The organism is Nocardiopsis dassonvillei, assembly GCF_964273065.1.
GTDB lineage: Bacteria > Actinomycetota > Actinomycetes > Streptosporangiales > Streptosporangiaceae > Nocardiopsis > Nocardiopsis dassonvillei_B.
Window position 1 is genome coordinate 4,177,255 of the sequence record NZ_OZ186815.1, and the last position, 11,445, is coordinate 4,188,699.

At 72.4% G+C, this 11,445-nt stretch carries 14 protein-coding genes; 12 read left to right on the forward strand and 2 right to left on the reverse strand.

What is annotated here, in order from left to right; translation table 11 throughout:
• Positions 1 to 62: 62 nt before the first annotated feature.
• Complete coding sequence (rraA, locus tag ACSUPR_RS18655) at positions 63 to 557, reverse strand: ribonuclease E activity regulator RraA (RefSeq protein WP_436885953.1); 495 nt, start codon at positions 555 to 557, stop codon at positions 63 to 65.
• A 397-nt stretch (positions 558 to 954) separates the two neighbouring features.
• On the opposite strand from rraA, the gene ACSUPR_RS18660 reads away from it, so the two are divergent.
• The 5 genes from ACSUPR_RS18660 (at position 955) to ACSUPR_RS18680 (ending at position 5,463) form a co-directional block, all read left to right on the forward strand.
• Positions 955 to 1,644 (forward strand): phosphatase PAP2 family protein, encoded by a 690-nt coding sequence (locus ACSUPR_RS18660; protein ID WP_436885955.1) that lies wholly within the window; start codon positions 955 to 957, stop codon positions 1,642 to 1,644.
• 314 nt (positions 1,645 to 1,958) lie between these two features.
• Positions 1,959 to 3,254 carry a glutamate-1-semialdehyde 2,1-aminomutase gene (gene hemL, locus ACSUPR_RS18665; protein WP_436885957.1) on the forward strand — a complete coding sequence of 432 codons (1,296 nt, stop codon included), beginning with the start codon at positions 1,959 to 1,961 and terminating at the stop codon, positions 3,252 to 3,254.
• An 87-nt stretch (positions 3,255 to 3,341) separates the two neighbouring features.
• Complete coding sequence (locus ACSUPR_RS18670) at positions 3,342 to 3,977, forward strand: histidine phosphatase family protein (protein ID WP_436885959.1); 636 nt, start codon at positions 3,342 to 3,344, stop codon at positions 3,975 to 3,977.
• 204 nt (positions 3,978 to 4,181) lie between these two features.
• Positions 4,182 to 4,280 carry a 30S ribosomal protein bS22 gene (locus tag ACSUPR_RS18675; protein WP_017621272.1) on the forward strand — a complete coding sequence of 33 codons (99 nt, stop codon included), beginning with the start codon at positions 4,182 to 4,184 and terminating at the stop codon, positions 4,278 to 4,280.
• Between the two features lie 220 nt (positions 4,281 to 4,500).
• Positions 4,501 to 5,463: an NAD-dependent epimerase/dehydratase family protein gene (locus ACSUPR_RS18680; RefSeq protein WP_436885961.1), complete on the forward strand. Its 963-nt coding sequence runs from the start codon at positions 4,501 to 4,503 to the stop codon at positions 5,461 to 5,463.
• 268 nt (positions 5,464 to 5,731) lie between these two features.
• Here ACSUPR_RS18680 and ACSUPR_RS18685 read toward each other — a convergent pair whose 3' ends face one another.
• The gene (locus tag ACSUPR_RS18685) at positions 5,732 to 6,523 is read right to left on the reverse strand and encodes an HAD family hydrolase (RefSeq protein WP_436885962.1); all 792 of its coding nucleotides are present in this window, start codon (positions 6,521 to 6,523) and stop codon (positions 5,732 to 5,734) included.
• A gap of 273 nt (positions 6,524 to 6,796) precedes the next feature.
• On the opposite strand from ACSUPR_RS18685, the gene ACSUPR_RS18690 reads away from it, so the two are divergent.
• The 7 genes from ACSUPR_RS18690 (at position 6,797) to ACSUPR_RS18720 (ending at position 11,327) form a co-directional block, all read left to right on the forward strand.
• Entirely contained in the window at positions 6,797 to 7,921 is a 1,125-nt protein-coding gene (locus ACSUPR_RS18690; RefSeq protein WP_436885964.1) for a putative quinol monooxygenase, read from the forward strand.
• 209 nt (positions 7,922 to 8,130) lie between these two features.
• Positions 8,131 to 8,829, forward strand: coding sequence for an LmeA family phospholipid-binding protein (locus tag ACSUPR_RS18695; protein ID WP_436885965.1), 699 nt, complete (start codon positions 8,131 to 8,133; stop codon positions 8,827 to 8,829).
• Positions 8,830 to 9,014: 185 nt separating this feature from the next.
• The gene (locus ACSUPR_RS18700) at positions 9,015 to 9,347 is read left to right on the forward strand and encodes a thioredoxin family protein (RefSeq protein ID WP_436892055.1); all 333 of its coding nucleotides are present in this window, start codon (positions 9,015 to 9,017) and stop codon (positions 9,345 to 9,347) included.
• Positions 9,348 to 9,555: 208 nt separating this feature from the next.
• Positions 9,556 to 9,600 (forward strand): hypothetical protein, encoded by a 45-nt coding sequence (locus ACSUPR_RS18705; RefSeq protein ID WP_433701923.1) that lies wholly within the window; start codon positions 9,556 to 9,558, stop codon positions 9,598 to 9,600.
• Between the two features lie 70 nt (positions 9,601 to 9,670).
• Positions 9,671 to 10,093 (forward strand): DUF4395 domain-containing protein, encoded by a 423-nt coding sequence (locus ACSUPR_RS18710; RefSeq protein WP_436885966.1) that lies wholly within the window; start codon positions 9,671 to 9,673, stop codon positions 10,091 to 10,093.
• Positions 10,094 to 10,179: 86 nt separating this feature from the next.
• Positions 10,180 to 11,025 (forward strand): sulfurtransferase, encoded by an 846-nt coding sequence (locus ACSUPR_RS18715; protein WP_436885967.1) that lies wholly within the window; start codon positions 10,180 to 10,182, stop codon positions 11,023 to 11,025.
• Entirely contained in the window at positions 11,022 to 11,327 is a 306-nt protein-coding gene (locus tag ACSUPR_RS18720) for a DUF1416 domain-containing protein (RefSeq protein WP_436885969.1), read from the forward strand. The genes ACSUPR_RS18715 and ACSUPR_RS18720 overlap by 4 nt, the downstream gene beginning before the upstream one ends.
• The last annotated feature ends 118 nt before the right edge of the window (positions 11,328 to 11,445 follow it).

The window sequence follows — 11,445 nt, forward strand, 5'->3', positions numbered from 1 at the left end:
TTCACGGCACCCCGTCCGCGCGTTCCGGCCCCCGGCCTTCGCGCACCCTCCCGCGGAGCGGGTCAGATCCGCTCCGCGTTCACGACGATGCCGTCCTCGTCGCTGTACAGCCACTCGCCGGGAAGGAAGGTCACGTCCCCGAAGGCCACCGGCGCGTCCAGGCGCCCGGCGGCGTCCTTGGCGGACTTGCGCGGATTGGATCCCAGCGCCTTGACCCCCAGCTCCAGCCGGCCGAGCGCGACCGTGTCGCGGACGGCCCCGTGGATGACCACCCCGGCCCAGCCGTTGGCCACCGCGGCCTCGGCGATCATGTCGCCCATCAGGGCGGACCGCAGCGAGCCGCCGCCGTCCACCACCAGCACGGCGCCCCCGCCGGGGGTGTTGAGGACCTGCTTGACCAGGCCGTTGTCCTCCTGGCACTTGACGGTGCGGATCGGACCGCAGAACACGGCCCTGCCGCCGTACTGCCGGAACTGGGTGGAGCAGCTGCGCAGGGTGTCGCCGTGGTCGTCGATGAGGTCCGCCGTGGTGAAGTCCGCGGCGCGGTTCTCGGTCATGTCGGCTCCGGTCTGACGTGAAGCGGGTGGACACCGCTCAAGTTACCCAGGAGTAGTCGCCCGCTCCCGTCCGGCACCCCGGACCGGGGCCTCCCCCCTCCCTCTCCCCCTCTTCCTCCGCCTCGGGGTGCCTTTCGGTGGCGTCCGTCTCCATCCGTTCACCTTTTCGTGGCGGTTCGTCCCAGGTCCGGCTCGCTCTTTGGTGGGGGAACCCCGTCTCTTTCGTCGATTCCGGCCCCACACCGGCCTTTTCGGCCCCGGTCCGGTGCCAGGATGGGGGCCGCAGACGTCATCAAACCGTGGGAGTCACGTCACCGTCCGGTCGACTCCGCGTCGCGAATCCCCCCTGCGCCCCCCGCGCTCGCGCGACCCTCCCCGACGACCTTCCTGGAGAGAAATGGTCTCCGAGATCTTCGACATCAGCGCCGCCTGGTCCCGGGCCGTGATCGGGTTCGCCGCAGGGCTCGACCCCTGGGTGCAGCAGGCCGCCCACATCGGTACCGACCTGATCCTCGTCGTGTTCGCCGTCCTGTTCCTGGCCGCCTGGTGGCGCGCCCGCTCCGTCGACCCGCGCCTGGTGGGCCTGGCCCTCTTCGCCCCGGTCGCCACCGTCATCGCCTACGGCGTCAGCCGCACGGTCAAATCCCTCGTCGAGCAGCTGCGCCCCTGCCAGGCCATGACCGACCTGACCACCATCGCCACCTGCGATCCGATCGGGGACTGGTCCTTCCCCAGCAACCACTCCGCCATCGCGGGCGCGGCAGCGGCGGCGGTCGTCCTCGCCTGGCGGCGCTTCGCCCCGATCGCGGCGGTCTTCGCGGTCCTGGAGGCGTTCTCCCGCGTCTTCGTCGGCGCCCACTACCCGCACGACGTCACCGTCGGCCTGCTGCTGGGCGCCGCCACCGCCACCGCGGTCTGCCTGGTCGCGGCCCGCCCGATGACCGCCCTGGTCGAGTGGATCGCGCAGAACCGCCGCCTGCGGCCCCTGGTCCGCTCCGCGTCCGCCGACGCTCCCGGCACCCCCGCGGTCCCCGGCGGCCCGGACGAGAACACCTCCACCGGCCCCCGCTCCTACGCCGGGGTCTGACCCGGCCTGATCCGTCCCGCCCCGGCCGGACCCGGACACCGCCGCGGAGCCCGCTCCTCCTTCGGCCCGGGCCCGACCCCGCCTCCGAGGGCCCCGCCCCCGCCTGCGAACACGCCGCCTCCGAACGCGCCGCCCCGGCCGCCCTCCGGCCGGGGCGGCGACGCGCCCGCCGGGCCCTCCGCCGACCGCGCGGCCACCACGGCACCGCCCGCCGACCCGGCCGGGAACGGCCGCTCGCAGGGCGCGCCCGCCTACCGTGCCGGTGCGGGGCGGGTCACGGTCCCGGAACAGGACACAGCTGACACACTGGTGAGGTGGGTACTCAACAGACTTCAGCAGAGCTCTTCGACCGGGCCACCGCCGTCGTCCCCGGCGGGGTCAACTCCCCTGTGCGCGCCTTCGGCGCGGTCGGCGGCACCCCGCCGTTCTTCGTCAGGGGCGAGGGCCCCTACCTCACCGACGCCGAGGGCCGCCGCTACGTCGACCTCGTCTGCTCGTGGGGACCGCTCATCCTCGGCCACGCGCACCCCGACGTCGTCGCCGCGCTACACGGCGCGGTGGACTCCGGCACCTCCTACGGCGCCCCCACCCCCGGCGAGGTCGAACTCGCCGAGCTGATCGTCGAGCGCACCCCCGTGGAGAAGGTCCGCCTGGTCAACTCCGGCACCGAGGCGACCATGTCCGCGATACGCCTGGCCCGCGGGTTCACCGGGCGCAGCAAGATCATCAAGTTCGCGGGCAACTACCACGGCCACGTCGACGCCCTGCTGGCCGCCGCCGGGTCGGGCCTGGCCACCTTCGCGCTGCCCGACTCCCCGGGCGTCACCGGCGCCAGCGCCGCCGACACCCTCGTCCTGCCCTACAACGACGTCGAGGCCGTCGAGCGGGCCTTCGCCGAGCACGGCGACGACATCGCCTGCGTCATCGCCGAGGCCTGTCCCGCCAACATGGGCGTCGTCCCGCCGCGGGCCGGGTTCAACGAGCGGCTCAAGGACATCGCGCACTCCCACGGTGCGCTGCTCATCCTCGACGAGGTCCTCACCGGCTTCCGGGTCAGCGCCTCCGGCTGGTACGGCCTGGAGGGCGTCGCCCCCGACCTCATGACCTTCGGCAAGGTCATGGGCGGCGGCCTGCCCGCCGCCGCGTTCGGCGGCCGCGCCGAGATCATGGACCGCCTCGCTCCCAACGGCCCCGTCTACCAGGCGGGTACCCTGTCGGGGAACCCGCTGGCGACCGCCGCCGGACTGGCGACCCTGCGCGGCGCCACACCGGAGGTCTACGCGCACATCGACCGGGTGTCCGAGCAGGTCGGGACAGAGGTCTCCAAGGCGCTGAGCGCCGCCGGGGTGGCGCACCGCGTCCAGGGCGGCGGCAACCTGTTCACGGTGTTCTTCACCGACGGCGACATCGTGGACTTCGACACCGCCCGCACCACGGACACCAAGGCTTACGCGGCCTTCTTCCACGCCATGCTCGACCAGGGCGTCTACCTGCCGCCCGCGGCCTTCGAGGCGTGGTTCTTCTCGGCCGCCCACGACGAGGCCGCGATCGAGCGGGTCGTGGAGGCGCTGCCCGCCGCCGCCCGGGCCGCCGCCCGGACCCGGGACTGACGCCGGGCCGCCCAGAGACGTCCGGCGCAGCCCCGCACACCGGCCCGCCGGGCCCCACCAGAATCCCCGACGGAAAGACCTACGACCATGACGACGACCACCGTCGTGCACCTGCTCAGGCACGGCGAGGTGTACAACCCGGACAAGGTGCTGTACGGCAGGCTCCCGGACTTCCACCTCAGCGAACGCGGCCGGCAGATGGCCGAGATGGCCGCCGACTGGTTCGAGGGCCACGACATCGCGGCCCTGTACTCCTCGCCGCTGGACCGCACCCAGGAGACCGCGGTCCCGCTCCAGAAGATGCTGGACCTGCCGGTCACCCTGGACGACCGCCTCATCGAGGCGTCGAACAAGCTGGAGGGCCTGTCCCTGTCCAGGAGTTCGGTCCGCGACCCGCGGGTGGTCAGCCGCATGTACAACCCGTTCCTGCCGTCCTGGGGGGAGCCTTACCGGCAGATCGTCGAGCGCATGGTCTCGGTCATCAAGGACGTCCGCCGGGCCGCCTGGGGCCGGGAGGCGGTGTGCGTCAGCCACCAGCTGCCCATCTGGATGGCCCGCCGCGCCGCCGAGAGCAGGCGCCTGTGGCACCGCCCCGACCTGCGAGAATGCAACCTCGCCAGTGTCACCTCGCTGACGTTCGTGGACCAGCGCCTGGCCAGTGTCAGCTACGCGGAGCCCGCGGCCGCGCTGTACCTCGACGAGCCCTCCGTCCCCGGGGCCTGACCCGGAGCGCGCACCCGGAGCGGTAAGCTGGGGCTTCGGGTGCGGTGGGCGAACGTCCATCGACGGCCGTCCCAGGACCGGCCCCGACCCCGCGGTCGGCGCACGGCGTGCGACCCCGGGGCCTGCGCACCCGAGCCCCTTGCCGGTTCCGCCACGGCGGTGCGGCATGCTCTGTATCCATCGTCAGCGAGAGGGTGATCCCTGATGGGTTCCGTCATCAAGAAGCGTCGCAAGCGCATGGCGAAGAAGAAGCACCGCAAGCTGCTCAAGCGCACGCGTATCGCGCGTCGCAACAAGAAGTAGCACTGTCGCGGCGATCGTCGTCTCTCCGCGGGCGCGGGTGTGCTCCGGCACTCCCCGGACGCGGAGAAAATACCCCCTTTCGGCGATGCCTCGACCAACGTGACGGAATTTTCCGGTCGAGACATCGTTGTGTCTCACGGGTCGCGGTCACCGCTTCACCCTCGGGGTGGAACGGTCCGCGTACCGTCACTCACCGTCTCCTTCCAAGGAACGTGTCGCCATGGCTCGTGTCGTACTCGTCACCGGGGTGTCCAACCCCATGGCCGCCAGGGTCGCGCAGACCCTGGGAGCGGAACCCGGCGTGCGCCGGGTGATCGGCGTCGACTCGGCGCCGCCCGCCGCCCCGACGGGCTTCGACCACGCCCATGTGGACCTGCACGACGGGAGCCTGGGACGGATCGTCGCCGAGTCCGGCGCCGATCTGGTCCTGCACCTGGGGCTGGACACCGCGCACAGCGCCAACCGCGAGGACAACGTCCTGGGGACGATGCGGGTGCTGACCGCCGCGCAGCGCTCCACGACCGTCCGCCGCCTGGTGGTGCGCTCCAGCGCCACCCTGGACGCGGACGACGCGGCCGAGGTGGAGCGGCACACCCGCGGCCTGCAGCGCCGCCGCCCCGACATGGAGGTGGCGGTCCTGCGGTTCGCCAACCTCATCGGGCCGGGCGTGGACACCCCGCTCACCCGCTACCTCGACTCCCGGGTGGTGCCCACGGTGCTGGGCACCGACCCCCGGGTGCGCTTCCTGCACGAGGACGACGGCGTCGAGGCCCTGGTGCGGATGGCGCTCAGCGACGGCACCGGGTTCTTCGACGTGGCGGGCAAGGACAGCATCCCGCTCTCGCAGTGCCTGCGCCGTATCGGCGGCCACCGGCTGCCGGTCCCGGCGTCGGGGCTGCGCGTCCTGCGCGGGGTGGCCCGGCGCGGCCGCATCGACTACGCCACCGCCAGTGCCGCCCGCGCCGTGAGCACGGGCCTGGCCGCCTCCCTGGACACCGGCGAGCTGGAGCGGACCCTGGAGTGGGTCCCGGTGCACAGCTCGGCCGGGGCCTTCGAGTCCTACGCCGACGCCCGCGGCCCCCGGCGTGCGCCCGGCCGCAGGGAGAGGGGCGGCCGCCCGCAGCGTTCGGGCCTGCGCCCCGTCCACGTGCTCGCCCTGGCCAAGGCCACCCTGGGCCGCTGACCCGGTACCGCCGCCGGACGGCCGCCCCGGGGTCCCGGTCACGCGGCGGAGTTCCGGTCGCGCGGCGGGGTTTCGGTCCGCGGTGTTCTCCCAGGTTTTCCCGAGCCGCCCCCGGGCCGTCCACGAGTCTTCCCCGGATCTTCTCCGGCCCCGCCGGGCCGGCACCGGCCCCCGCACCACGCTGTCCCCGCGGCGCCCCTGCGCCCCGCGGGCGCCCTCCGGCGCGGGGGCGGGCCGGTCACCACGCTCTCCCGGGCGGTTCCGCCCCTCAGACGGTTCTGCGCTGTCTGGCCGCGCGTATCGCGACGGCCCCCACCGCGGCGCCCACCGCCGCGGCGGGCACCGCCACCTTCAGCGCCCGGCGGTGCGTGCGGAAGTCGTGCACCGGCCAGCCGCGGGTGCGCGCGTACCGGCGCAGGTCCCCGTCCGGGTTGACCGCGTGCGGGTCGCCCACCAGGGACAGCAGCGGCAGGTCGTTTGAGGAGTCGCTGTAGGCGGCGCAGTCCGCCAGGTCCCAGCCGTGCCGCTCGGCCAGCTCCCGTACCGCCACCGCCTTGGCCGGGCCGTGCAGCAGGTCGCCGTTGAGCCGGCCGGTGTAGACCCCGTCCACGCTCTCCGCCTCCGTGCCCAGCGCGCCGGTCAGCCCGAGCCTGCGGCGGATGATCTGGGCCAGCTCCACCGGCGTCGCCGTGACCAGCCAGACCGGCTGTCCGGCGTTCAGGTGCCGCTGCACCAGGGCGCGGGTGCCCTCCCAGATGCGGTCGGCCATGGTCTCGTCGTAGATCTCCTCGCACAGGCCGACCAGGTCCTGGACGTCGTGCCCGGCGACGAAGGCCAGGGCCGCCTCGCGTGCGGCGTTGATGTGGTCCGGCTGCTCGCTCCCCGTCACCCGGAAGACCGTCTGGCCCCAGGCGAAGCGCAGGAGGTCGCGGGTGGTGAACAGGTCGCGCGCGGCCAGGCCCCGGGCGAAGTGGTAGATCGACGCCCCCCGCATCAGGGTGTTGTCCACATCGAAGAAGGCGGCCCCCGCCGGAGTCGGGGACACGACGTGGTGTGACACGGTTCTCTCCTGGCTCGGGTGGGGGAGTCGGTGGTGCCGCCTGCGACGGTCTGTGCCCCCCGTCAATGCGAGCCTACGACCCCCGGTGGGCAGGTCGGAGCCTCTGGGACACGGCGGTAATTCGCGTGATGAAGGTCACAGTAGGGAAAGCTGTTTTGCCCGTCATTCTGCGGGATCTTCCCTGAAACGGTCCTCCCGTACCGGTACGGAGTGCACACCCACCCGTTCACGTGCATCATCATTGTCGGGATGGTGATCGTAGGACTCGCATTCATGAGCGCGCTGGTGGGCTGGAGTGCCACCGCCGCGCTCGCCGCCTACGCCCAGCGGCGCCCCGGCGTGACCGTCATCGGATGGCTCGTCGCGTCCCTCGGACTGACCCTGGGACTGAGTGCGGCGGTGATCGGCGCGCTGTTCGACTTCAACGGCGTGACGTTCCGCCTGCTCCACATCGGTATCAGCCTGCTGGGCCCCCTCTACATGGCCTGGGGCGCCCTGGAGTACGGCGTCCGCTCCGCCCAGGGGCGCTTCGCCTCGCGCCTGTTCCTGAGCGCCTTCACCATCGTCCCCCTGGTGGTCCTGAGCATGGACCGCATCAGCGGCCGGTTCTCCACGACCTTCCCTCCCCTGGGCGACCACTACGACCTCATCCCGCGTTCGCTCGTCAACCTCTCGCAGGTCGTCATCGCGGTCTTCCTCGTCACCGCCCTCGTCGCGGTCGCCCGCCGCTCCACCGCCGACCGCAACCTCCGCCTGGGGGTCCTCGGCCTGGTCGCCCTGGCCACGGTCCTGTCGATCACGGTGGGCCGCCTGGGCCTGGGCGCCGCGGGTCCGCTGCTCATGCTCGGCGCGGTCGCCGCGCTCTGGGGCGCCGCCGCACTGATGGTCCGCCCGCGGCGCGACGCCTACGACGAGGACGACGACTTCTACGACGACTACGAGGACGACGCGGACGGGGACCCCGAAGACGAACTCCTGGAGGAGCCCGTGCGCCGTAAGCGTCGCAACGCCGACCCGTACGACGAGTACTACGACGGCCCGCCGGTGCGCCAGGCGCCGCCCGCCAAGCTGCGCGGCGTCATCACCATCTACACCCTCGCCGACGGCCAGGGCCCCGGCTTCGACCGGATCGCCGACGCCGTCGTCGCCGAGGTCGCCGACCGCGAACCCGACACCCTGCTGTTCGCCTGCCACACGGTGCCCAGCGCGCCGCTCCAGCGCATCGTCTACGCGATCTACCGCGACGACCTCGCCAAGGAGGAGCACGAGCAGCAGCCGCACGTGCTCGAGTTCGGCCGCCGCGCGGGCGCCCACGTGGTCGCCACCAACGTGATCGAGCTCTCCCTGGCCGGCGCGGCCGCCAGCGACGGCCTCGCCGCCCTGCTGATGCCCCGCTGAACCTCCGCCGAACCTCCGCTGAACTCGAGGAACCCGCCCCGGACGCGAACCGTTGACGGCTCCGGGGCGTCCAACCGCGGTGAAGTACCCTTCCCTACAGGTTCCCCATGACCAGTGCCCTCCGGGCACCGATGGCGTGTGACGATGACCGGCCGAGTCCACGGGCCGAGAGCCGCGCCGGAGCGAAAGAAAGTGTGCTGGGATTCCAGATGCGTAAGTTTCTTGTCGTCCTCCTGATCCTCCTGGTGGGCCTCGTCGTGGCCGCCGACATCGGGGGGCGTGCTCTGGCGCAGAACATGATCGCCGGCCAGGTGCAGCAGCAGTTCCAGATGGAGCAGGAGCCCACGGTCTCGATCGAGGGGTGGGCCTTCCTGCCGCAGGCGCTGGGCGGCACCTACGAGGAGATCGTCATCTCTGCCCCCTCCGCGACCTTCGGCGAGTACCCGGTGGAGCAGATCGAGGTCCACGCCCTGGACGTCGACGCCCCGCTGTCGGAGCTGCTGTCCGACCCGCGGGTGACGGCCGGCCGGATCGACGGCTCGGCGGTCCTGCCCTACTCGATCCTCAACCCCTTCCTGCCCGAGGGCATCACGGTGTCCACCGAGGGGGGACAGCCCCACGCCAGCGGTGAGCTGGCCGTGACCGACCTGGGCATCAGCGTTCCGATCTCCGCGGCCCTGGACATCTCCGTCGAGGACGGGGTCGTCTCGGCGACCCCCACCGACATCCAGGTCGAGGGCGCTCCCACCGACATCAGCGGGCTGGTCTCCAGCATGGTCACCGTGTCCTTCCCGGTGCCGCAGATGCCCTTCGGGATGACCGTCACCGAGGCCGAGGCCGTCTCGGGCGGCCTGCGGGTCAGCGGGACCGCCGAGAACGTGCCGCTGATGGGCGCCGAGGCCGCCTGATGGACCCCGTCGGCTCCGCGGTCCTCGCCGCCACCCTGCTCGGGGCCACCGTGCTGGGGCTGCTGTGGCGGCGGGGGCAGGGGCGCTTCCGCGCCCAGGGCCGCCCCGCCGCCCGGGCGGCGGGGACCGCGGGGGCCGCGGGCGACCGAACGGCGGGGGACGGGACGGCAGAGGGGAGCGGGACCATGGCCGACACCGGGGACGGCGCCACCGTCCTGGACGCCGGAGACATCGGCGCCGGGCTGGGGGAGCGGGCCACCCTCGTGCAGTTCTCCAGCGCCTTCTGCCAGCCCTGCCGGGCCACCCGCCGCATCCTGGAGGAGGTCTCCGGGATGGTCGGAGGCGTCGCGCACGTCGAGATCGACGCCGAGGCGCACCTGGAGCTGGTGCGTCGCCTGGACATCCTGCGCACCCCCACGGTCCTGGTGCTGGACGCCCGGGGCGCCGTGGTGCGCCGCGCGAGCGGCCTGCCCCGCAAAGCCGATGTGATCGCCGCCATCGGCGCCGCGGTCGCCTGACCCGCGCCCCGGGGTCCGGCTCCCATTCCCGACCGGATGACCAGGGAATACGTCGGCCCCGGTACGCGAGGCGGCCGCCGCACCCGTTCCCACCGGCCCGAACGCACTCTCCTGTGATCCAGGCCACCCGTGACAAACACGCCGGGGGGCCTGTAGCGTCAAGGACGTGACTTCCTTGACGAGCGCGTATCTCACGAAGCGACGGGCGGTGGACTTCTGCCGCGTCGCCGCCGCGCTCTGTCTGTGTCCTTAGGGCGTTCGGGCCCGAGCCCCTCGCCCCTTGCGCGACCGGTCTTCTCTCTCGTGCACGCCAGGGACACACAATGCAGGTCGATCCCCGGGGACAGCGCTTCGCCGCTGCCCTGACCACACTCGTCTTGGCCGCCGCCCTCGCCTTCGCCCAACCCTGGATCCTGGGATTCCAGGCCGCGGTGTTCGCGATCGGAGTCCTGGCGGGTGTGCGCAACTCGCCCTACGCCCTGTTGTTCTCCGCCGTCGTACGGCCCCGGATCGGGCCGCCCTCCGAAACGGAGGACGCCCGGCCGCCCAGGTTCGCGCAAGGTGTGGGACTCGCCTTCGCCGCCGTCGGACTCATCGGATACCTGGTGGGCCCCGACTGGCTCGGCGCGGCCGCGACCGCCCTCGCCCTCACCGCCGCCTTCCTCAACGCCGCCTTCGGCTTCTGCGCCGGATGCGAGGCGTACCTCCTCGGCCGCCGGCTCGCGGCGGCGGGGAAGACGGCCTGACCCCCCGCCCGCCGGACCCCGCATCCGCCGGGCACAGCCCAGCACACGCGACACCGCACGCAGCAGAAACAATCAGGAGGTTCCCCATGAGCCGCTCCGACGTCCTTGTGGACGCCGACTGGGTGGAGGCTCACCTGGACGACGAGAATGTCGTTCTCGTGGAGGTCGACGAGGACACGTCCGCCTACGACAAGGGGCACATCCCCGGCGCCGTCAAGATCGACTGGAGGACCGAGCTCCAGGACCCGGTCCGCCGCGACTTCGTGGACAAGACCGGTTTCGAGAAGCTGCTGTCCGCCAAGGGCATCGGCAACGACGACCTGGTCGTCCTCTACGGCGGCAACAACAACTGGTTCGCGGCCTACGCGTACTGGTACTTCAAGCTCTACGGCCACGAGAACGTCCGCCTGCTCGACGGCGGCCGCAAGAAGTGGGAGCTGGACTCCCGCGAGCTCGTCGAGGAGGTCCCCCAGCGGGCCGCCACCCGGTACGAGGCCAAGGAGCAGAACCTCGCCATCCGCGCGTTCCGCGACGAGGTCGTCGAGGCCATCGGCACCAAGGACCTGGTGGACGTGCGCTCGCCCGACGAGTTCGTCGGCAAGCTGCTCGCCCCGGCGCACCTGCCGCAGGAGACGTCGCAGCGCCCGGGGCACATCCCGACCGCGCGCAACATCCCGTGGGCCAAGACGGCCAACGAGGACGGCACCTTCAAGACCGCCGAGGAGCTCCGCGAGCTCTACACGGAGGCCGGTGTCGACCTGGAGAAGGACATCATCGCCTACTGCCGTATCGGCGAGCGCTCCTCGCACACGTGGTTCGCCCTGCACGAGATCGTGGGCCTGGAGAACGTCAAGAACTACGACGGCTCGTGGACCGAGTACGGCTCCCTGGTGGGCGTGCCGATCGAGCTGGGGGAGGCCGAGGCCAAGTGAGCGAGAGCTGCGGAGCACCGGTCGGCGGGGTCGCCCTCGCCGACGTCGATGCAGGTGACCAGGCGGTCATCCAGGGCACCGTGACCCGGGACGGACAGCCGCTGCGCGGGGCGTACGCGCGCCTGCTCAACTCCTCCGACGACTTCGTCGGCGAGGTCGCGACCGGCGACGAGGGGACCTTCCGGTTCTTCGCCGCCGACGGCGAGTGGAAGGTGCGGGTCCTGGCCTCCCGGGGCTTCACCGGCGAGTACCCGGTGACGGCCGAGGTCGGGAAGGTCATGGACATCCAGGTCCAGGCCTGAGGCGACACGGGGCGCCGGAAGGGAGCGATCCGCTCCCTCCCGGCGCCCCGCCGTGTTCTCCTTGTGGCATACGGCACGTTCCGTCGGCGCACGACCTTGAAACCGCATCTGTGGGCGA

Excerpts from the sequence above, each read along its gene's own strand:
- rraA (WP_436885953.1), bottom strand. The coding sequence starts at position 557 with ATGACCGAGAACCGCGCCGCGGACTTCACCACGGCGGACCTCATCGAC.
- ACSUPR_RS18660 (WP_436885955.1), top strand. The coding sequence starts at position 955 with ATGGTCTCCGAGATCTTCGACATCAGCGCCGCCTGGTCCCGGGCCGTG.
- ACSUPR_RS18670 (WP_436885959.1), top strand. The coding sequence starts at position 3,342 with ATGACGACGACCACCGTCGTGCACCTGCTCAGGCACGGCGAGGTGTAC.
- ACSUPR_RS18675 (WP_017621272.1), top strand. The coding sequence starts at position 4,182 with ATGGGTTCCGTCATCAAGAAGCGTCGCAAGCGCATGGCGAAGAAGAAG.
- ACSUPR_RS18680 (WP_436885961.1), top strand. The coding sequence starts at position 4,501 with ATGGCTCGTGTCGTACTCGTCACCGGGGTGTCCAACCCCATGGCCGCC.
- ACSUPR_RS18690 (WP_436885964.1), top strand. The coding sequence starts at position 6,797 with ATGAGCGCGCTGGTGGGCTGGAGTGCCACCGCCGCGCTCGCCGCCTAC.
- ACSUPR_RS18695 (WP_436885965.1), top strand. The coding sequence starts at position 8,131 with ATGCGTAAGTTTCTTGTCGTCCTCCTGATCCTCCTGGTGGGCCTCGTC.
- ACSUPR_RS18700 (WP_436892055.1), top strand. The coding sequence starts at position 9,015 with ATGGCCGACACCGGGGACGGCGCCACCGTCCTGGACGCCGGAGACATC.
- ACSUPR_RS18710 (WP_436885966.1), top strand. The coding sequence starts at position 9,671 with ATGCAGGTCGATCCCCGGGGACAGCGCTTCGCCGCTGCCCTGACCACA.
- ACSUPR_RS18715 (WP_436885967.1), top strand. The coding sequence starts at position 10,180 with ATGAGCCGCTCCGACGTCCTTGTGGACGCCGACTGGGTGGAGGCTCAC.